This window comes from Actinomadura sp. J1-007, assembly GCF_009793335.1.
Classification (GTDB): domain Bacteria; phylum Actinomycetota; class Actinomycetes; order Streptosporangiales; family Streptosporangiaceae; genus Spirillospora; species Spirillospora yumaensis.
The window spans coordinates 3,255,240-3,274,482 of record NZ_WING01000001.1 but is presented as its reverse complement, the minus strand read 5'-3'; the positions used below and the strand labels follow the sequence as shown (position 1 = coordinate 3,274,482).

Genomic DNA, 19,243 nt, shown 5'->3' with positions numbered 1-19,243 from the left:
GTCGGACGACGGCTGCCTACGACGAGGGGGACGCGCGGTGCGGATGGTGATCCGTGGCCTGGGCGAGTTGTGCATCACCGCCGGGCTGATCCTGCTGCTGTTCGTCACGTACGAGCTGTGGGGGACCGGTCGCTACACCGCGCAGCAGCAGCACCGGCTGACCGACGAGCTGCGCAGGTCGTGGGAGGCGCCGAAGGTCACCACCGAACGGGTCAAGCTGGGCAAGGGGCTCGCGATGATCCGCATCCCCCGCTTCGGCGCCAAGTACAAGTACGTGGTCATCGAGGGCGTCGACCTCGCCGACCTGCGCAAGGGGCCCGGCCACTACCCGGGCAGCGCGATGCCCGGCCAGGTCGGCAACTTCGTCGTCTCCGGCCACCGCACCACCTACTCCGCCCCGTTCAACCGGCTCGGCGAGCTTCGCGCCGGCGACCAGATCCTCATCGACACCCGTACGACGCACTACGTCTACCGGGTCACCGACCGCAAGATCGTCAAGCCGACGGCGGTCGAGGTCACCGCGCCGGTGCCGTTCCGGCCGAAGCGCAAGCCGACCCAGCGGCTCATCACGCTCACCACCTGCCACCCGAAGTACTCCGCCGCCGAACGGATGATCATCTTCGGGGAGCTGAGCCGGCAGCTCCCCCGCGTCACCGCACCCGCCACCGGAAAGTGAGGAGGCCCGATGTACGCCTGGCTCTGGCGCCACCTGCCCGGCCGCTGGCAGGCGAGGACCGCGCTCGCGGTCGGCCTCGCCCTCGCCTTCGCCGCCGTCCTCTGGTACCTGGTGTTCCCGTGGGTCGAGCCGAAGGTCCAGTTCGACCACGGCGTCGTGGACGGCACACCGGCGTCGTCCACGGCTCCCACGGCTCCCGCGACGCCGGGCTGACCCGCGTACGGCCCGGCCCCTGACCAGCGCTTCTCGCGCCGAGCCGACGATACGCCGGTTTGTACAGAAAAAATCTAGTGAAACGCGTAACGTCCGGCCTGCCCCGTACGAAGACCATATCGAGGGCTTCCGCCATTGCCCCCGAGTGGCGGAAGCCCTCTTCTCATGCCCGGACGCAGGAAGCCTCCAGCCACCCCTCCCGGACGCCCCCGGCCCCGCGTCCCACCAGCGCGAGAGTCCGCAGCGGCTCATCCGGGACGGCCCGTTCCGCCCCCAACCGCCGAAGAACCCCGGCTGCACATCCCGGACGCCCCCGCCCGGCAGCCCGTCCGCCCAGAGGCCCCGGCCGCCCAAGGCCGCATCCGCCCGAAGGCCCCATCCACCCGAAGGCCCCGGCCGCCCGAAGGCCGTCCACTCAAAGGCCCCATCGCCGAAAGGCCCCGGTCGCCCTCTGAGGAGAGAGGCCGGGGCCCTTTCGCCGCTACGCGGTGCTCAGTCGAACGGGTTGCCGTCGTCCGGTGGGGTGACCGGGGGCGACACCGGCGGTGAGGTCTGCGGGGTCTGCTGGACGAAGATGGTCACGGTGTCGCCGGGCGCCACCGTGGAGTCGGGGCTCGGCTGCTGGTCGTACACCTGGCCCGGCGAGACCGGCTTGTCGGGCGGTGCGGTGCCCGGCATGACCTTGCACTTCAGGCCCATCGACTTCAGCTTGTTGCAGGCCGACAGCTTGCTGTTGTTGAACAGGTTGGGGACCTTGAGGGTGCTCGGGCCCCGCGACACGTACAGGGTGACCTCGGTGCCCTTCGGGCGCTTCTCCCCGCCGGACGGGTCGGTCCTGATCACCTGGCCGCGCGGGACGTCGTCGTTGGTCTCGGTCTGCTGCGTGACGTCGAAGCCCCGGTCCTCCAGCAGGCTCTTGGCCGTGGTGTACGGCTTGCCCGTGACGTCCGGGATCGTGTACTCCTTCGGCGGCCTGCGCCCCTTGGACACGACCAGGCTGACCGCCGTGCCCTTCTTCACCTCGTTGCCGGGCGGGGGTTGGAGCTGATGACGTAGCCCTTGCGGACGTCGCTGCTGAAGTCCTCGTTCACCGTGCCGGACCTCAGTCCCGCCTTGGTGAGCTGGGCGGTCGCGTCGCTCTGCTTGATGTTGACGACGCCGGGGACCTTGACCTTGGCGACCTCGTCGCCGCCCCCGCCCGACATCAGGTAGCCGATCAGCGCGGCGCCGCCGACGAACAGGACGGCGAGCCCGATCCACAGGGCCGCCTTCTTGCCCGCCCCGCCGCGCTCGGGTCTCTGGTCGTCGTACTGCACCGGCGGCAGGTCGTAGCCCGTACGCCCGCCGGGCGGATGCGCCTGCGTGCCCTGCATCCCGGGGACCTGGCCCATCACCTGCGTGCCCTGCGGCTGCGCGCCGCCCATCAGCATCGTCGAGGCCGCCGTGGACGACACCGGCTGGCCCTGGAGGACCCGCTGGATCTCCTGCCGGAACTCGTTGGCGTTCTGGTAGCGGTGGTCGGGGTCCTTCGCCATCGCCTTCAGCACGATCGCGTCGGCCCACTGCGGGATGTCCGGGTCGATCTGCGACGGGGGGATCGGCTCCTCCCGTACGTGCTGGTAGGCGATCGCGACCGGCGAGTCGCCGGTGAACGGCGGACGGCCCGTGAGCAACTCGTACAGCACGCAGCCGGTGGAGTAGATGTCGCTGCGGGTGTCGACCCGCTCGCCGCGCGCCTGCTCGGGCGACAGGTACTGCGCGGTGCCGATCACCTGCGCGGTCTGCGTCATCGTCGCGGCCGAGTCGGCCATCGCGCGGGCGATGCCGAAGTCCATGACCTTGACCTCGTGGTTGCGGGTCAGCATCACGTTGGCCGGCTTGATGTCGCGGTGGACGATCCCGCCGCGGTGGCTGTAGTCCAGGGCGCGCAGCACCCCGTCGGTGATCTCCAGCGCCTTGTCGGGGAGCAGCGCGCGGTTCTCGTGCAGGAGCTCGCGCAGCGTGCTGCCGTCGACGAACTCCATCACGATGTACGGGATGTGGGTGTCGCCCACCGTGTCCTCGCCGGTGTCGTACACCGCGACGACGGAGGGGTGGTTCAGGGAGGCGGCCGACTGCGCCTCGCGGCGGAAGCGGGCCTGGAAGGTGGGGTCGCGGGCCAGGTCGGAGCGCAGCGTCTTGACCGCGACCACGCGATCGAGGCGCAGGTCCCGGGCACGGTAGACCTCGGCCATGCCGCCTCGCCCGATCACCGCGTCGAGCTCGTAGCGGCCGCCGAGCAGCCGAGGTTGACTCATATGTGCACTTTCCCTCGTACGTCTACACCTTGTCCTCCGAACCTAGTCCCCCGCTATCGGTGGGCGAGGGACCCGGGCTCGGAGTTGACGGAGTCGTGGCGCTGTCCGTCGGTACCGGTGTGGGCTTTGGGGCGGTGGGAGTCGCCCTGGACGGTGGTTTCCTGGTTGGCTTCTGTGAAGGGGACGCCTCGACCGACCCCGGCGTTGACGTGCGATGCGAACCGGACGGGGATCTCCCCGCCGGGGAACCGGGCCGCACGACGTCGTGCAGGGGAGGCGCGCTGGAGCGGAGCGTCGCCCGCGCGCCCGCGCCGCCCGGCGCGGACGGGACGGGCCTGTCCCCCTCGTCCCGGACGAGGTCGGCGGGGACCAGGCCCCGCCACATGGAGCCCGCGACGATCGCGCCGACGATCAGCACTCCCGCCGCGACCGAGGTGTACGCCAGCGCCGTGCGTCGTTGCCCGGCTCCGGTGGCACGGTCGCCCGTCCCGGAGGTGAGGGTATCCGGCGCGCCGCCACCGTCAAATCCCCTCCCCCGCCCCCTCCGGCCCCTGGACGCACCGATGATCATGTCGCGGCCCCTCCGCAGGAGGGACGCCGGGGGACCGCCGGCCCCGTTCCGCGACGTGACGGCCGCCGCCCCGGACGCACCGGACCGCGTCGCCCCCGCCCGCACCGCGCCGAACCCGACAGATCCGGACCGCGCAACCCCCGAACGAGTCGCCCCCGACCGAGTCGCGCCAGAACGCGTCGCCCCCGGCCCGCCACTGCTGCCACTACCGCCACTGCCACCATCACGCGGAACGGCGCGGACGGCCCGGGTCGCCGCGCCCGCCCCGCCGCCCGCGCCCGGACCGCCGTTCCGCCGGGAAGCGTCGTTCCGCCGAGGAGCGCCAGGCGCGGCGGAAGCGCCGGAAGCGCCGGAAGCGCCGCGGATCGTACGGGCTCGGGCGGCGACCTCGGTGGCGTCCTCCGGACGGTCCTCCGGGGCCTTCTCCAGCAGGTCGGCGACCAGCTCGCACAGTTCGTCCGGAACGGAGCCGGGCAGGTCGGGCGGCGCGTCCCGCACGTGCTTCAGCGCGATCTCGACCGGGGTGTCGCCGTCGAACGGCGGCTCGCCGGTCAGGCACTCGTACGCCACCACGCCGAGCGAGTACAGGTCGGCGACCGGGGTGATCTCCTGCCCGGACGCCTGCTCGGGCGAGATGTAGTGCGCGGTGCCCATCACCATGCCGGTCTGCGTCTGTGAGGCCATCGCGAGCCGCCGCGCGATCCCGAAGTCGGTGATCTTGACGGTGCCGTCCCCGGTGACCATCAGGTTGGCGGGCTTGACGTCGCGGTGCACGATGCCCGCCGCGTGCGCCGCCGACAGCGCCTCGGCGACCTGCTCGACGAGGTCGAGCACGGCGGGCGGCGCGATCGCGCCCTCCCGTTCCATGATCTCCGCGAGCGGCTCGCCGCGCACCAGCTCCATCACCAGGTACGCCCGGTCGTCGTGCTCGCCGAAGTCGTACACCTGCGCGATGCCGCCGTGCGGGCGCAGCGCCGCCGCGAACCGGGCCTCGGAACGGAACCGGCCCTGCACCGACTCGTCCTGGACGAGCTCCTGCCGCAGCACCTTCACCGCGACGTCCCGGGCGAGGGCCTCGTCCACGGCGTGCCAGACCTCGCCCATCCCGCCGGTGGCCAGCCGCTCCAGCAGCCGGTACCGGTCGTTCAGGACGAGGCCGGGACTCACTTCTTCAGCACCTGCGCCATGATCGACGCGGCGATCGGGCCGGCGTTGGTCGCGCCGTCGCCCGAGCCCTCGGTGACCACGGCGAACGCGTACCGCGGCTTCTCCATCGGGGCGAACCCGACGAACCAGCGGGAGTTGGGGAAGCCGGGGCCCTGCTCGGCGGTGCCGGTCTTGCCCGCGATGTTCCTGCCCTGGAGGTTCTTCGCGGTGCCCTCCTGGACGACCGCGCGCATCATGTCGGCGAGCTGGTCGGCGGTGTCGGACGTGATGGCCTGCGAGTACAGCTTCGGCGTGGCGTTGTAGACCTCGCTCTGGTCCTTGGTCCTGACCTTCTGCACCAGGTACGGCTTCATGATCTTGCCGTCGTGCGCGATCGCGCTCGCGACCATCGCCATCTGGAGCGGCGTCGCCCGCACGTTCTCCTGCCCGATGCCCGAACGGGCCGTGCCGTCCTTCCCGGTCGGGATGTCCTTCTGCGTCTTCGGGTCGAACACCGACACCGGCACGTCGCTCTCGGCGGTCATCAGGTCCGGCTCGATCTCCAGCTTGCGGTTGAACCCGAACTTCGACGCGCCCTGGTTGAGCTGCTCGATCCCCATCTTCAGCGCCAGCTCGCCGAACGTGCTGTTGCAGGACTCGGCGAACGCGCCGCGCAGCGGGGCCTGGCTGCCGCAGTTGCCGGTGTCGTGCGAGTTCGGCAGCGGCCGCCCCGACTCCGGCAGGATGAGCTGCCCGGTGTTGACGACGGTGGAGCTGCTCATGTTGAGCTGCTCCATCGCGACCGCCGCCGTCACCGACTTGAACGACGAGCCCGGCGGGAACGTCTGGCTCATCGCGTTGTCGATCAGCGGCTTGATCACGCCGGGCGCGCGGTCGAGCTCGGCGAGCCGCTTGCCGCCCTTGTCGCCCTTCTGCGGCGCGACCTCGTTCGGGTCGAACGAGGGGTAGGACGCCAGCACCGGCACCGCGCCGGTCTTCAGGTCGATCACCGCGGCGCCGGCCCGCCGGCTCGTGTTGCCCTTCAGCGCCTGGTACGCCGTCTGCTGCGCCGCCGTGTTCAGGGTCAGCTCGACGTTGGCCCCGTCCGGCTTCTTGCCGATGAACGAGTCGAACCACCGCTGGTGCGTGATCCGGGTGTCCTTGCCGGTCAGCAGCGAGTTGTACGACATCTCGATCTTGCTCGGCGAGCCGTTGAAGTAGCCGGTCACCGGCGAGTACACCGGCCCGAGCTTGTAGGAGCGGCCGTACTTCTCCTTGCCGGTCTTCGGCGAGTCGACCAGGATCTGCCCGTCCGCGATGATCTTCCCGCGCGGCCGCTTGAACACGTCGGCGAACTTGCGCCGGTTGTTGGTGTCGTTCTGGAGGCTCTCGGCCTGGCTGCCCTGCACGTAGTTGACCTGGGCCATCAGCCCGAAGAACAGGAGCAACCCGAAGATCGCGACCCGGCGGATCGGTTTATCCATGTTCATGGGGTGAGATCACCTCGTGCTCACGATCTGGGTCATGCCTTCGTCCTGGATCGCCTGGGGGCGGGCTTGCGCGCGTCATGGCTCATCCGGACCAGGATCGCGATGAGGATCCAGTTGGCCATCAGGGACGAGCCGCCCTGCGACAGGAACGGCGTGGTCAGTCCGGTCAGCGGGATCAGGCGCGTGACGCCTCCGACGATCACGAAGACCTGGAGCGCGAGGACGAACGAGACGCCCCCGCGAACAGTTTCAGGAACGGGTCCCGCGCGGCCACCGCGGCCTTCATGCCGCGCTGCACGATCAGCGTGTAGATCAGCAGCAGCGCCATCAGCCCGGTCAGCCCGAGCTCCTCGCCCATCGAGTCGAAGATGAAGTCGGAGAACGACAGCGGCGTCTGCCACGGTTCGCCCTGGCCGAGGCCGGTGCCGAGCACCCCTCCCTGGCCGAGCGCGAACAGCCCCTTCATGAGCTGGGCGCTGTCGGAGTACTCCCCGCCGAGCTGCGAGCAGGCGTAGTAGCCGGCCTGGATGTTCTGGGTGGCCTTGGCGTCGGCCTCGTTGCCCGCCTTGCGGTACTCGGCGGCCTTGGTGTCGAGGACGAGCCGGTACTTCTTGTAGGTGTCGGAGTCGGGGTTGACCGGCTCGACCTTGCCGTTGTCGAGCAGGCACCCGCCGTCGAAGTACGGCTTCGGGTTCTGCCAGATGTCGATGCGCTGGTTGACGTGCCCCATGAACGGCAGCAGCGTCGCCACGAACACGCCGACCGCGAGCAGCCCGACGCCGATCATCACCCACGACGCCCGCTGCGTCGCGATGTAGATCATCGACACGAACAGGCCGAAGTACAGCAGCGCCGTGCCGAGGTCCTTCTGCATGAACAGCACGCCCAGGCAGAACAGCCAGATCACCACGATCGGGCCGAGGTCGCGGGCGCGCGGCAGGCTGATCGGGCCGATCTTCTTGCCGATCAGCGACATCGCCTGCCGCTTGTTGACCAGGTAGCCGGCGAAGAACACCACCAGCAGCAGCTTGGCGAACTCGCCCGGCTGCACCGAGAACGGCCCGAGGTGCACCCACACCCGCGCGCCGTTGATCTCCGCGCCGATGCCCGGCACGATCGGCAGCAGCAGCAGGATGACCGCGCCGAGCCCGATCAGGTACGTGTAGCGCTGCGCGGTCTTCGGCGTGAACGACAGCGGCGCGTCGGTCTTGTCGGTGTCGCGCATGATCAGCAGGGCGATCACGAACAGCGCGATGCCGACGAACGTCCACATGAGCTGGCCGGGCGCGTCGGCCGCGTCCTTGAGGACCTTCTTGCCGACCTGCGCGGCGACCTTGCGGTCCTCGCTGGTGTCCAGGTCCAGCCGGTAGATCATCGCCAGGCCGAGGCCGTTCAGCGCCACCGCGAGCGGCAGCAGCAGCGGGTCGGCGAACGGCGCGAACTTGAGCTGCACGAGATAGGCCGCGAACGCCAGCACCGCCAGCGCCCCGCCGTAGCCGAACAGGCCCGAGGGGATGTCGCCGTCACGGGCGAGGCCGACCTCCGCGAACGCCGACAGCGTCAGCACCATCGCGAAGATGAGCAGCGCCAGCGAGGCGGCGTTGCGCCGCTGGTACGGCAGATGCGCCCTGATCTGCTCGCCGATCGAAGCCATCTACGAACGTCCTCCGGCCGAGGCCGGGCAGCCGCTCGGGCGGGCTTCGCGGTCTTGCACGCGTTGCGGTGCTCGCCCAGCTCCTTCAGCTTCTGCTCGGCGGCGGCCTGCCCGATGAACGCGAGCGTGTTCCTGCCCACGGCGGTCGCGTCGCTGCTCGGCAGCTCGGCCACCTGGATCTGGCTGTTCTTGACCTTGCTCTCCTGGCAGTTCTTCTGGCCCTTGCCCTTGACGATCACGACGTTGCCGCTCTCGACGGACAGCACGTACTTGCACACCGCGTTCTTCAGCTCGTTCAGCGCGGACGGGCCGTCGACGGTGTAGGTGGCCTTCACGTCCTGCTGCCGGTCCTGCGGCAGGTCGGCCAGCATGATCGGCGGGTTGGCCTGGTCCTTCGCGGCGGCCTTGCGGGACAGGCTGAGGCCCGGCACCTTGTCGTTGGTGCCGCGGTACAGCACGACCCGGCCGTTCTCCTCGCCGATGTAGTAGCCGCCGCGCACGTACTGCAACGCCGCGAAGCCGCCCGCCGCGAGGCCCACCACGACCACACCGGCGACGACGACCAGCCACGTCCAGCGGCGCGGACCGCGGCGGCGGCCCGCGGGGGCCGCCTGCATCGCGCCCGGCTGCGGCCCGCCCGGCATCGGCTCGTTCATCGGGGACGGCGCGGGCGGCGGCATCTCGTCGACCGCGACCGGAGGCTGCGGCATCGTGTCGCGCAACTGCGCCGCGCGCCCCGCCGGGGTGTCGACCGAACCGCCGGCCGCCGCGCCGGGAGGCCCGCCCTGCGGGTCGGGCGGCGAGGCGTTGGCGGCGGCGCCGACCGCGTGGCCGGGGCTCATCCCCGGCGGCTGCTGCCCGAGATCGACGACGTCGGCGACCACGCAGGTGATGTTGTCGGGGCCGCCGCCCCGGTTGGCCAGGTCGATGAGCTGCCGGACGGCCTGCTCGGGGTCGGCGACGTCGGTCAGCACCTGGAAGATCGTCTCGGCCGTGACCACCGTCGACAGGCCGTCCGAGCACAGCAGGTAGCGGTCGCCGACCTTCGCCTCGCGCAGGGACAGGTCGGGATCGACCTCGCCGCGGCCGTCGAGCGCCCGCAGCAGCAGCGACCGCTGCGGATGCGAGGCCGCCTCCTCGGGGCTGATCCGGCCCTCGTCCACCAGCGACTGCACCAGCGTGTGGTCGTGCGTGATCTGGAACAGGCTCCCGTCGCGCAGCAGGTACGCCCGCGAGTCGCCGATGTGCACCAGCGCGACCTGGTTGCCCGCCCACAGCATCGCCGTCAGGGTCGTGCCCATGCCCTGGAGGGCCGGGTCGGACTCCACGATCCGGTGCAGGTTGTCGTTGGCCGTCTTGACCGTGTGCTCCAGCGCGGCCAGCAGCTCGGTCGCGGGAAGGTCCTTGTCGAGGTTGCGCAGCGCCTCGATGGCGGCGGCGCTCGCGATCTCCCCGCCGACGTGCCCGCCCATCCCGTCGGCCACCGCGAGCAGGTGCGACCCCGCGTACGCCGAGTCCTCGTTGCCCTCGCGCAGCATGCCGACGTCGGAGCGCGCGGCGTATCGGATTCCCAGGGTCATTTGCGCAGCTCGATCACGGTCTTGCCGATACGGACCGGCACGCCCGGGGGCACCGGCATCGGCCGGCTGACCTTCGTGCGTCCGAGGTAGGTCCCATTGGTCGAGCCGAGATCTTCCACGATCCACTGACCGTCCTGCGCATAAAGTCGGGCATGCCGGCTCGAAGCGTAGTCGTCGGTCACCATGAGCGTGGCGTCATTGGCGCGACCGATCGTGATGGGCACGCCCGTCAGATCGATGACGGTGCCCGCCCGTTCCCCCTGGACCACCACCAGCTTGGTCGGGGCGCCGCCGTGCGCCTGGGCACGGGGCGGCTTGGGCTGTTTCGCCGCCTTGGCGGGCCGCGGCGGCGCCGCCGCCCGCGTCGCGGCCTTGGTGGCGGCCTTCGAGCCGAACAGGTCGGCCCGGATCACGCCGACGGCCGCGATGACGAAGAGCCAGAGCACCGCTAGGAACGCCAGCTTGATCAGCGTGAGGGTGAATTCGGACATCGGAGTCGGGGTTACTCCCTATCGCGGCGGAACACAAGGGTAGTGCGGCCCATCGTCACCCGCGAGCCGTCGACGAGAGTCACCCGCCTGATCGGCTGCCCGTTGACGAACGAGCCGTTGGTCGACCCTAGATCCACCAGCACGATTTCGGGACCTTCTACACGGATCTCGGCATGGTGCCGGGACACCCCCGGGTCGACCAGCCGCAGGTCACAGTCCGTGCCGCGGCCGAGCAGGGTGACCGGAGTGTTGATCTCATAGGTGCGCTGGGTGGTGTCGGACCCCTCGATCGCCGTCGTCACCAGCAGCCGCGGATGCCCCCCGAACACGCCCCCGCGCCCGCCCTGCGGCACGTCGCTGACCGGCTGGCGGATCTCCCCGCCCTCCACGGTCGAACCGCGGATCACACCGGAACGGATCCGGAACATGCCCGTGGCGAGATCGCCGGCGTTCTCGAACCGGACGCGCACCGGACCGACGAAGGAGTACCCCTGCTCCTTCGCGTACTCGCGCGCGAGGTTGGCCAGCTCCTGGCTCAGGCTGTCGGCGTACACCTGTAGCCGCTGCCCGTCCTGCTGGGAGATCTCGACGACGAAGTCATTCGGAACCAGCGTGCGGCCCTGCGCCACGATCGCGGCCCGATCGTCCATCTCGCGCTGCACAGCACTGGCCACCTCGACCGGCTGTAGCTCTGACTTGAAGGCACGGGCGAAGGCTCCTTCGACCATGCCCTCGAGCCGTCGCTCGAAGCGCTGAATGACGCCCACGGGCACCTCCTCTCCCCACTGGTAGACGATCGTATCGGTGTGAAGGTTCGCTCGAAGTATCTGAGTACCTAACCACTGCTCGGACCGTGCTAGCCTTTTTCACGCACCTGGGGGCCACCCAGGGGCGCTACACCCTAGGGCGGGTGGCGGAACGGCAGACGCGCACGGTTCAGGTCCGTGTGTCCGAAAGGATGTGAGGGTTCAAATCCCTCCTCGCCCACTTCTGAGTTGGGAGTGGTGTGGTCGGAGCTTTGCTCCTTCCCCGCCACTCCTTCGTCATTCTGCCCAGGGGGCGACCCCCTGGAACCCCCGGATGCGGGGGGCTTCGCCCCCGCGCCCCCCTTTGGGGCTTCGCCCTTGCCCCCTCTGGGGCTGCGTCCCTTGCCCCCCCTCTGGGGCTGTGCCCCTTGCCCCCCTCTGGGGCTGTGCCCCTTGCCCCCCTCTGGGGCTGCGTGGCTTGCCCCTGTGGGGTTTCGGTCTTCTCTTCGTGATGGTTAGTGCTTGGGTGGGTTACTCGGTTTTGGCGGCTGTGAGGACGGGGACGGCTGCGGCGCGGCGTCCGGGGAGTGACGAGATCGCCAGCGTTGCCGTCGCCGCGCCCGCCGCGACGAGCGGGAGCAGCCACCAGGGCGGGATCGGGCGCAGGAACGAGCTGCCGGTCGTCACGTGCAGCAGCGTCAGCGTCCCCAGCGCGACCGCGAAGCCGAGGACCGTGCCGAGCACGACCACGGTGGCCGCCTCCCAGCGGACGATCGAGCGGATCTGTCGCACGGTGGCGCCCACGGCGCCGAGCAGGCCGAACTCCCTGGTCCGTTCGGTGATGCTCATCGACACCGTGGTCGCCATCCCGAACAGCGCGAGCAGGAGCGCCATGCCGACGAAGCCGTACGTCGCGCGCAGCGCCCGGGTGAGTGAGGCCGACGCCTCCGACACGTACGCGTCGCGGTCGAGGACCCGTACGCCGGGGGCTCCAGCCAGCGCGCGCGCCAGGGCGTCCGGGGTGCCGCCCCGGACGAGGACGACCTGGGTCGCCGCGTTGGCGTCGAGTGCGTCCATCGTCGCGGGTGCCACGAGCGCCTGCTCGGCGAAGAGGTGGGACGGGTCGTGGTAGGCGTCCGCCACGGTGAGCGCGGTCCGGCCCTGTGCGCCCCGTACGACGATCTGCTGGCCGCGCCGGAGTCCGCGCTCCTTCATGACGTTCGACGACAGCGCGATCTGCCCGGGACGGAGCGCGCGTGGTCGGCCGCCCAGTTGTAGGACGTCGCGCAGCCCGGTCTGTTCGGCGCCCGTGATGAGGAAGCGGAACGGCTCGGGCTCCTCGGCCGACACCAGCTTGACCTCCGTCCGGGTCAGCGCGGCCGTCCGCGAGACGCCCGGCGCGGTCGCGATCCGCGCCGCCACGTCCCGGGACAGCGGCGCGGGGGCGCCCTCGGCGGTCCTGGCGGTCGCGGCGACCGCGTGCTCGGCCGCCATGACCTCCCGTCCCGCCTCCTCGAAGCGGTCGTGGACGGACAGCGTCACGAGCGCGACGGACGAGACCAGCGCGACGCCCAGCATCAGCGACGAGGCGGCGGAGGAGACGCGGCGCGGGCTGCGGGTGATGGCGGCGTGCGCCAGCCACCCGGTCTCGGCGCTGACGAGCGTCCCGACGCGGCCCACCAGCCCGCCCAGCGGCCGGACGAACAGCGGGGTGAGGACGGCCAGCGCGGTCATGGCCGCCAGCGAACCGAGCAGGACCATCAGGGAGACGGCGAACGTGCGGTCCTGGCCGGGAGGATCGTCGGCGCGGACGGCGACGCCGAGCGCGAACCAGAACCCCGCGCCGAGGAGGATCGCCGAGGCGGCGAGCACGCGGGGCAGGCGGCGTTCGCGCGGCTCGGCGACCGTGCTGCGCAGCGCCTGCACGGGTGAGATGCCCGCGGCGCGGCGGGCCGCCCGCCAGGCGGCGGCCTGGGTGACCGCGATCCCGGCGGCCGCCGGGACGCCCAGCGCGACCCAGCCGAACTGCGGCCCGGCGGCGGACACGTCGAAGCCGTCCCGCGCGAACAGCCGGGTGACCAGCGCGGACATCGGGAAGCCCGCGGCGACGCCGCCCGCCGAGGCGATCGCGCCGAGCACCAGCGCCTCCAGCCGGATCAGCCGTTCCACCTGGCGCGGGGTGGCGCCGATCGCGCCGAGCAGCGCCAGCCGCCGGGTCCGCTGCCGCACCAGCGTGCCGAAGGTGTTGGCCACGACGAACAGGCCGACGAAGATCGCCACGGAGGCGAGCATGCCGATCACGCCGGCGACCGACGCGCCCTCGCTCGCCGCGGCGCCCGCCTGCGCGCGCCGTACCGACTCGGCGGTGCTCACGGTGGCCGCGCCGCCCAGGTACCCGGCCAGCTCGGCGCGTAGCCGTTCGGCGGACGTTCCCGGGGCGGCCTTCAGCCAGACGCTCTGCCAGCTGCCCGGGGGCAGCATGGCGGCGCGCCGGGCGGTCTCGGGCGGGGCCAGCACCAGGTCGCCGGCGGCCACCGCATCGCGTCCCTGGACGGTGACAATTCCGGCGACCCGCATCCGGCGCGTCTCGCGGGGCAGCGTCAGGGTCAGGGTGTCGCCGGGGCGCAGCTTCCCGGCCCGCGCCATGTGCCGGACGATCACCACTTCGCCGTCGGCCGCGGGGGCGCGGCCGTCCTCCAGCCGGTACGGGTTCAGCCGCGGGTCGGCCACCCAGGGACGCAGCAGCGTGCGGCCCTCGGCCGACGCCGTGATCGGCTTCCCGTCGGGGCGGGCCGCCGTCACGGGCACGGCGGCGTCCCCGGCGGCCGCCGCCACTCCGGGTCGGGACGCGATCGCGTCCGCGCGGATCCGGCCGTCGGACGGCGCGTACGGGTCGTCCGGGTCCGCCGTCCCGCCCCGCACGAGCACGTCGGCGCGGTGGTACTCGCTCGCGTCGCTGCCCGACACCGCGTCCTGCGTGCGCAGCGCGAACTGGAGCGAGCCCGCGATGAGCGCGACCGATCCGAGCGCGGCCAGCAGCGTGGCGGTCAGCCGCACCCAGCCGTCGGCGAACGAGCGGCGCGCGATGAGCCACAGGGCGTTGCCCACGTCAGCCCTCCATCCCGCGCATGCGCGCGTGGACGGCGTCGATGGTGGGCGCGGCCAGCTCGCCGGCGATCGTCCCGTCGGCGAGGAACAGCACCCGGTCGGCGCGCGCGGCGGCCGCCGGGTCGTGCGTCACCATGATCACCGTCTGCCGGTAGGTGTCGACGGCGGCGCGCAGGAAGCCGAGCACCTCCGCGCCGGAGCGGGAGTCCAGGTTGCCGGTCGGCTCGTCCGCGAACAGCACCTCCGGACGGGTCAGCAGGGCCCGTGCCACGGCGACCCGCTGCTGCTGGCCGCCGGACATCTCCGCGGGGCGGTGGCCGAGCCGTTCGCGCAGCCCGAGCGCGTCCACGACCGTGTCGAACCACCGCCCGTCGGCGCGGCGGCCCGCCAGCCGCCCGGTGAGCCGGATGTTCTCCTCGGCGGTCAGCATCGGCAGCAGGTTGAACGACTGGAAGACGAAGCCGATCCGGTCGCGGCGCAGCTCGGCGAGCCGGGCGCGCGACAGGGCGGTGATGTCGGTCCCGCCGATGATCACGGTGCCGGACGTCACGGTGTCCAGCCCCGCCAGGCAGTGCAGGAAGGTCGACTTGCCGGAGCCGGACGGCCCCATGATCGCGGTGAACCGGCCGCGGCCGAACGCGGCCGAGACGCCCCGCAGCGCGGGCACCGCGGCGTCGCCGGAGCCGTAGGACTTCGTCACGGCGGTGGCGGTCAGCACGGGATCGCGGGCCTGCTCGTCGGTCATGACCCGGTCGCGGGTCTGCTCGTCCGGCATGAACGTCTCCTGATCGAACGGCGAAGGGGGGAAGCACTCAAGATAATCTTATCTGAGACTATATCGAGTGATCCTTGTTCCGCCTCACCCGTAAGAGGGATCAGGGTCCGATCAGGGTCGCGTTCCTTGTCGGGCGGGACGGCAACGCCGTGCTCGGTCCTCCGCCGCAGCGACGCGTTCATGCGTGAGTCCCGCGCCGCGCGGGGGCGCGCGGCGCGGGACCAGGTGGACGGGACGGCGTTCCGGGGTCGTTAGGCCGCTGGGCTGACCGTTCGGCGGGGGCCGAGGACGGCGGCCGTGGCGAGGGCAGCGAGGGTCGCGGCGATGGCGGCGGCGAAGGCGGTCCGGTATCCGAGGTTCGCGGCGATCTGGCCGCCGAGGGGTCCGGCGGCGAGGATGCCGAGGTCCCAGAAGGACGTCATCGTGCCGACCGCGGCGCCGGGCCGGAGCGCCCCCGTGCGGCCGAGGGTGATCGTGGTCGTGCAGGGGTAGACGAGGCCGAGCCCCGCGCCGGTGACGGCGACGCCGGCGAGCGCGACGGGTTCGGAGGTCGCGGCCGTGAGGACGGCCAGGCCCGCCGCCTCGACAAGCAGGACGACGCGGGCGACGGCGGCCCCGCCGTACCGGTCCACGAGGGGGCTGCCCGCCGAGCGCGAGATCAGGAACGGCACCGCGAACATCGCCAGTCCCGCCTGCTGCCCGCCGATGTGCCGGTCGCTGAGGTAGAGGACGAGCAGCGCGGTCAGGGTGCCGTAGCCGTAGGCGGCGAGGCCGAGGCACAGCCCCGGCAGGCCCGCGCCGCCGGGCAGCAGGTCGTGCCAGGAGCCCGGCCGCCGCTCCTGCCGCGAACGGGTCGTGGCGACGAGGGCGCTCGACACGACCGGCAGGGCCACGACCGTCCACCAGACGGCGTCGGCGCCGCCGAGCCGGTGGACGAGGACGGCCAGCACGGGGCCGGCGGACAGCCCGCCCCACATCGACAGCCCGAACCATCCCGTCAGCCGTCCCCTCCGGTCGCCGGTGGCCCCGGCGAGGACCCAGGGCACGGCGCCGGAGAACAGGGCCGCCTCGCCCGCGCCCATGACCAGCCGGGCGGCGAGCAGCACCGCGAGGTTCGGGGCGAGCAGATGGCCGACGGCGCCGGCGGCGGTGAGCGCGCCGCCCGCCATCACCACCGGACGGGCCAGGCCGGCGTCCCCGGCGCGTCCGGCGAACGGGCGGACGAGCGCGGTCGCGGCGAAGGCGGCGCCGACGGCCAGCGCCGCCGTCGCGGTGCCCCGGCCCATGTCGTCGGTCACGTAACCGGGGAGTTCCTGCAACGTCGCGCCGAGCGCGAGGTAGCCGCAGAGGACCGCCGTCCAGAGTCGCCGTATCGGCACCGAGTCGTCCATGCGGCAAGACAGTACAGTTCTGTACTGTGACAGTACAACCCGGTACCCTGTGGCCATGGCCGAGACGATGTCGGCGGGCCAGGCCGCCACCCGCGCGCGGATCCTGGGAGCGGCCGCCGAACTGTTCTACGAGCGCGGCGTCCACGCCGTCGGCGTCAACGAGATCGCCGCGCGGGCGAGCGCGTCCAAGCTCAGCCTGTACCGCTACTTCCCGTCCAAGGAACGGCTCGTGCAGGCCATGCTCACCGACCACAGCGACCGCATCCAAGCCTGGCTCGACCGCGAGACGGCGTCCGCGCCCCCCGGGCCCGAACGGGTGCTGGCGGTCTTCGACCTGCTCATCGACTGGTTCGCGCAGCCCGACTACCACGGGTGCGCCGTCGTCAACACCGTCACCGACACCCGCGCGGACGTCGAGATCGCCGCCATCGCGCGCCGCCACCTCGTCCGGTACCGCGCGCTGCTGGAGGACCGGCTGGACGGCCTGGACCTGGCCGACCCGGCGGCGACGGCGCGGCAACTGCTGCTGCTGATCGAGGGCGCCAGCGTCGTCACCGCCATCGACGGAACCCCAGCCGCAGGACAGGACGCCCGCAACGCCGCCCGCCACCTCCTCGCCCACCCCTAACCCCGCCGCCCGCCGAACCGCAGCAGGACCCGCCGACGGAACGGGCCAGCTGCCCAGACGCCCGGCCGCCCGGTCCTCCCGCGTCCGAACGAGGCGGCGGCGGAGGAGGAGGCGGAGGAGGAGGCGGAGGCGGGGGCTGGCTGCGAGGGAACTGCCGGTCGCGGTTGGGAATTCGGCCGCCCCCTACCGTCAGGCGGCCAAGGACCTGGCGAACGGAGCGCGGCCACCGGGGGCGGCACCCGCGCCGGCGCCGACACCGACACCGACACCGGCACCGGCGCTGGCACCGGTACCCGTGCCGGCGCTGGCACCCGCACCCGCACCCGCGCCGGCGCTGGCACCAGCACCGGCACCGACGTTCAACGGGCCGTGGCCCTGCACGGGGGCGGTCGGGCGAGTTTCGTTCGGGCCGCTGGCTGCGTCAGGAAGGGTCCTCCTGGCAGGGGGGCGCGGCTGCGACGCTTGCGACGAGTCGTCGTACGCCTGCGCGGAGCCGCTTCTCGCCGACGTCCGGGAGGATCGCCGCCACGTGCTCCGCCGCGAGCGCCGCGAGGACGGCGTGCGAGGCGTGCTCAGGGTCGGGCGTCCCGTCCAGCAGGATCGCCAGGTGCCGGTGCCAGAACCGGTAGGCGCCGATCCGGTACCGGGCCCCGGGCGCCGCCGTCTCCGACATGCGAACGAGCGCGACGTGCTCCAGCAGGTGGTCGAGATAGGCGTCGACGAACGCGACCGCGCGCTTCGCGTTCGGCGCGCCGGGGCCGAGCGGCGGCGGTCCCTCCAGGATCGCCTGCTGCAACACGCGCTCCCGGGCGTCCAGCAGCGCCGCGGCTAGCCCCGCCTTGTCGCCGAAGCGCCGGAACAGCGTGCCCTTGCCGACCCCCGCGGCGGTCGCCACCTGGTCCATCGTCACGGCCTCCACGCCCCGTTCGGCGAAGAGCCGCGCGGCGGCGTCCAGCACGGCCGCCCGGTTCCGCGCGGCGTCGGACCGTTCCTTGGGCGGAGGGGTGCGCAGCAGTTCGAGCGGCATTGCGGAAGCGGACTGTGGTCCGCTATCGTCCTGAGCCATGAACCGGACTATAGTCCGTTCTCACTCAGGAGGTTGTGCCATGACCGCACTCATCACCCGCGACGAGCTGAAGGCCGCGATCGACGCGGGCTCGGTCACCGTGGTGGACGCGCTCGGCGGCGAGTACTACGCCAAGCAGCACCTGCCCGGCGCCGTCCCGCTCGTCCGGGCCGACGTGGATGAGCAGGCCCCGTCGCTGCTCCCCGACCGCGACGCCGCGATCGTCACCTACTGCTCGAACCCGGCCTGCCCCAACAGCGGCCAGGTCGCCGACCGCCTCACCGAGCTCGGCTACACCGCCGTGCGCAAGTACCGCGAGGGCATCGAGGACTGGGTAGGCGCCGGCCTCCCCACCGAGTCCGCCTGACCCCCGTTCGCCGCACCGCACCGCCATCGCCCGCCGAACGACGCCGTCCCGGACGGGGACGGCCGTAGCGTCCCGGCGAGCGATGGCGGGAGTGTCTTGGGGCGACGTGCGGCGATGTTCCGGTGGGTGACGGTCGCAGTGTTCCGGCGGCGGCAGCGGCTCGGGGGTGACGGCCGCAGGGTTGCGTGGGCGACGCACGGCAGCGTTCCGGCGGCTCGGTCAAGCAGCTCGCGCTGGGCATCGGCATCAACAATGATCGGGGAGTTGGTCATCAACGACGTTCTGCGGGGGCCGTGTCTGGTCATCGTTCCGTCGGCCTCGCCGCCGTTCGCCTACTGAGCCCCCACTCCAGCCATCGGGCGCCCGAGCTGAACGCTCGGGCGTCTTTGCGTTACCGCTCCGGCCGGCTGCAACGTGGCCTGGCGATTCGGGCGGGCCTGGGCGCGGGTTCTGGCCAGGCTGTACTGGCTGGGGTTGGACGACGCGGGCGCGCGGTGCGCGGTGCGTGGTCGGCTTGGCGGCGTTCGCGCATGCAAGGGGGGTCAGGGGGGTGGGGGTGCCTGCTGGGTGTGGTGGTCCAGCAGGCGGGTGAGTAGTCGTACGAACTGGTCGCGTTCGGCGGGGCGCAGGGGGGCGAGCAGTTCTTCGTGGAGGTCGTCCAGGACCTTGTCGAGGCGGTGCAGGTGCCGGCGGCCCTGGGTGGTGATCGTGATGACGTTGCGGCGGCGGTCGCCGGGGTCGAGGGCGCGCTCGACGAGGCCGCGCTCGGACAGTTCGTTGAGGACGCCGACCATGTCGCTGCGGTAGACGCCGGTGCGCCGGCTCAGCGTCGCCTGGCTGGCCGGGCCGTGCTCCTCCAGCGAGGCGAGGGCGGCGTAGTGCCACTTGCGCGCGTCGGCGCGGGCCAGTCCATCGGTGATCAGCCGGTCCGTCTGCGCGGCCACCTGCGACAGCAGGCGACTGGCCCGTCGGCGCAGCCGCTCCGGCGTCCTGAACTCGCCGTCGTCGGGCATGTCCGCGGCTTCGGCTCTGGTCATGGCGCCG

At 72.2% G+C, this 19,243-nt stretch carries 14 protein-coding genes, 1 tRNA gene and 2 pseudogenes; 5 read left to right on the top strand and 12 right to left on the bottom strand.

The genetic code is table 11. The annotated features are described in order from the left end of the window. The first annotated feature begins 43 nt into the window (after positions 1–43). On the top strand, positions 44–676 hold the full coding sequence (locus GEV43_RS14880; RefSeq protein ID WP_160821204.1) for a class E sortase: 633 nt from the start codon (positions 44–46) through the stop codon (positions 674–676). Between the two features lie 9 nt (positions 677–685). Then, positions 686–889, top strand: a complete 204-nt coding sequence (locus tag GEV43_RS14875) for a hypothetical protein (protein WP_160821203.1) — start codon at positions 686–688, stop codon at positions 887–889. A gap of 492 nt (positions 890–1,381) precedes the next feature. On the opposite strand, the pseudogene pknB reads toward GEV43_RS14875, so the two are convergent. The 7 genes and pseudogenes from pknB to GEV43_RS14840 form a co-directional block, all read right to left on the bottom strand. Then, positions 1,382–3,186 (bottom strand): annotated as a pseudogene (gene pknB, locus GEV43_RS14870) (Stk1 family PASTA domain-containing Ser/Thr kinase). Positions 3,187–3,208: 22 nt separating this feature from the next. Beyond that, entirely contained in the window at positions 3,209–4,924 is a 1,716-nt protein-coding gene (locus tag GEV43_RS14865) for a serine/threonine-protein kinase (RefSeq protein ID WP_160821202.1), read from the bottom strand. Beyond that, positions 4,921–6,387 (bottom strand): penicillin-binding protein 2, encoded by a 1,467-nt coding sequence (locus GEV43_RS14860; RefSeq protein WP_241682914.1) that lies wholly within the window; start codon positions 6,385–6,387, stop codon positions 4,921–4,923. The genes GEV43_RS14865 and GEV43_RS14860 overlap by 4 nt, the downstream gene beginning before the upstream one ends. A gap of 15 nt (positions 6,388–6,402) precedes the next feature. Continuing rightward, positions 6,403–8,047 (bottom strand): annotated as a pseudogene (locus tag GEV43_RS14855) (FtsW/RodA/SpoVE family cell cycle protein). After that, positions 7,954–9,627 carry a Stp1/IreP family PP2C-type Ser/Thr phosphatase gene (locus GEV43_RS14850; protein WP_160821200.1) on the bottom strand — a complete coding sequence of 558 codons (1,674 nt, stop codon included), beginning with the start codon at positions 9,625–9,627 and terminating at the stop codon, positions 7,954–7,956. The pseudogene GEV43_RS14855 and the gene GEV43_RS14850 overlap by 94 nt, the downstream one beginning before the upstream one ends. Further along, positions 9,624–10,118, bottom strand: a complete 495-nt coding sequence (locus GEV43_RS14845; RefSeq protein WP_160821199.1) for an FHA domain-containing protein — start codon at positions 10,116–10,118, stop codon at positions 9,624–9,626. The genes GEV43_RS14850 and GEV43_RS14845 overlap by 4 nt, the downstream gene beginning before the upstream one ends. Before the next feature lie 11 nt (positions 10,119–10,129). Further along, positions 10,130–10,885 carry a DUF3662 and FHA domain-containing protein gene (locus GEV43_RS14840; protein ID WP_160821198.1) on the bottom strand — a complete coding sequence of 252 codons (756 nt, stop codon included), beginning with the start codon at positions 10,883–10,885 and terminating at the stop codon, positions 10,130–10,132. Positions 10,886–11,022: 137 nt separating this feature from the next. On the opposite strand from GEV43_RS14840, the gene GEV43_RS14835 reads away from it, so the two are divergent. Beyond that, positions 11,023–11,105: transfer RNA gene (locus GEV43_RS14835), tRNA-Leu, on the top strand. A 290-nt stretch (positions 11,106–11,395) separates the two neighbouring features. On the opposite strand, the gene GEV43_RS14830 is transcribed toward GEV43_RS14835, so the two are convergent. The 3 genes from GEV43_RS14830 to GEV43_RS14820 all read right to left on the bottom strand — a co-directional run bounded on the left by GEV43_RS14830 (position 11,396) and on the right by GEV43_RS14820 (position 16,138). Then, positions 11,396–13,972, bottom strand: coding sequence for an FtsX-like permease family protein (locus GEV43_RS14830; RefSeq protein ID WP_160821197.1), 2,577 nt, complete (start codon positions 13,970–13,972; stop codon positions 11,396–11,398). A 1-nt stretch (position 13,973) separates the two neighbouring features. Then, the gene (locus tag GEV43_RS14825) at positions 13,974–14,747 is read right to left on the bottom strand and encodes an ABC transporter ATP-binding protein (RefSeq protein WP_375539043.1); all 774 of its coding nucleotides are present in this window, start codon (positions 14,745–14,747) and stop codon (positions 13,974–13,976) included. A gap of 251 nt (positions 14,748–14,998) precedes the next feature. Then, a complete protein-coding gene (locus tag GEV43_RS14820) occupies positions 14,999–16,138 on the bottom strand; it encodes an MFS transporter (RefSeq protein WP_160821196.1) in 1,140 nt (379 codons plus the stop codon). Between the two features lie 55 nt (positions 16,139–16,193). Between GEV43_RS14820 and GEV43_RS14815 the strand changes: the two genes are divergently transcribed. Further along, positions 16,194–16,766 carry a TetR/AcrR family transcriptional regulator gene (locus GEV43_RS14815; protein ID WP_160821195.1) on the top strand — a complete coding sequence of 191 codons (573 nt, stop codon included), beginning with the start codon at positions 16,194–16,196 and terminating at the stop codon, positions 16,764–16,766. A 421-nt stretch (positions 16,767–17,187) separates the two neighbouring features. On the opposite strand, the gene GEV43_RS14810 is transcribed toward GEV43_RS14815, so the two are convergent. Beyond that, a complete protein-coding gene (locus GEV43_RS14810) occupies positions 17,188–17,793 on the bottom strand; it encodes a TetR/AcrR family transcriptional regulator (protein ID WP_206681176.1) in 606 nt (201 codons plus the stop codon). 79 nt (positions 17,794–17,872) lie between these two features. On the opposite strand from GEV43_RS14810, the gene GEV43_RS14805 reads away from it, so the two are divergent. Next, positions 17,873–18,199, top strand: a complete 327-nt coding sequence (locus tag GEV43_RS14805) for a rhodanese-like domain-containing protein (protein ID WP_160821193.1) — start codon at positions 17,873–17,875, stop codon at positions 18,197–18,199. Positions 18,200–18,741: 542 nt separating this feature from the next. On the opposite strand, the gene GEV43_RS14800 is transcribed toward GEV43_RS14805, so the two are convergent. After that, on the bottom strand, positions 18,742–19,236 hold the full coding sequence (locus GEV43_RS14800; RefSeq protein ID WP_160821192.1) for a MarR family winged helix-turn-helix transcriptional regulator: 495 nt from the start codon (positions 19,234–19,236) through the stop codon (positions 18,742–18,744). Positions 19,237–19,243 lie beyond the last annotated feature (7 nt).

What these genes read in the sequence shown, in the direction of transcription:
- GEV43_RS14815 (WP_160821195.1), top strand. Translation starts at nt 16,194, where the DNA reads ATGGCCGAGACGATGTCGGCGGGCCAGGCCGCCACCCGCGCGCGGATC.
- GEV43_RS14825 (WP_375539043.1), bottom strand. Translation starts at nt 14,747, where the DNA reads ATGCCGGACGAGCAGACCCGCGACCGGGTCATGACCGACGAGCAGGCC.
- GEV43_RS14880 (WP_160821204.1), top strand. Translation starts at nt 44, where the DNA reads ATGGTGATCCGTGGCCTGGGCGAGTTGTGCATCACCGCCGGGCTGATC.
- GEV43_RS14850 (WP_160821200.1), bottom strand. Translation starts at nt 9,627, where the DNA reads ATGACCCTGGGAATCCGATACGCCGCGCGCTCCGACGTCGGCATGCTG.
- GEV43_RS14805 (WP_160821193.1), top strand. Translation starts at nt 17,873, where the DNA reads ATGACCGCACTCATCACCCGCGACGAGCTGAAGGCCGCGATCGACGCG.
- GEV43_RS14875 (WP_160821203.1), top strand. Translation starts at nt 686, where the DNA reads ATGTACGCCTGGCTCTGGCGCCACCTGCCCGGCCGCTGGCAGGCGAGG.
- GEV43_RS14860 (WP_241682914.1), bottom strand. Translation starts at nt 6,387, where the DNA reads ATGGATAAACCGATCCGCCGGGTCGCGATCTTCGGGTTGCTCCTGTTC.
- GEV43_RS14810 (WP_206681176.1), bottom strand. Translation starts at nt 17,793, where the DNA reads ATGCCGCTCGAACTGCTGCGCACCCCTCCGCCCAAGGAACGGTCCGAC.
- GEV43_RS14800 (WP_160821192.1), bottom strand. Translation starts at nt 19,236, where the DNA reads ATGACCAGAGCCGAAGCCGCGGACATGCCCGACGACGGCGAGTTCAGG.
- GEV43_RS14845 (WP_160821199.1), bottom strand. Translation starts at nt 10,118, where the DNA reads ATGTCCGAATTCACCCTCACGCTGATCAAGCTGGCGTTCCTAGCGGTG.
- GEV43_RS14820 (WP_160821196.1), bottom strand. Translation starts at nt 16,138, where the DNA reads ATGGACGACTCGGTGCCGATACGGCGACTCTGGACGGCGGTCCTCTGC.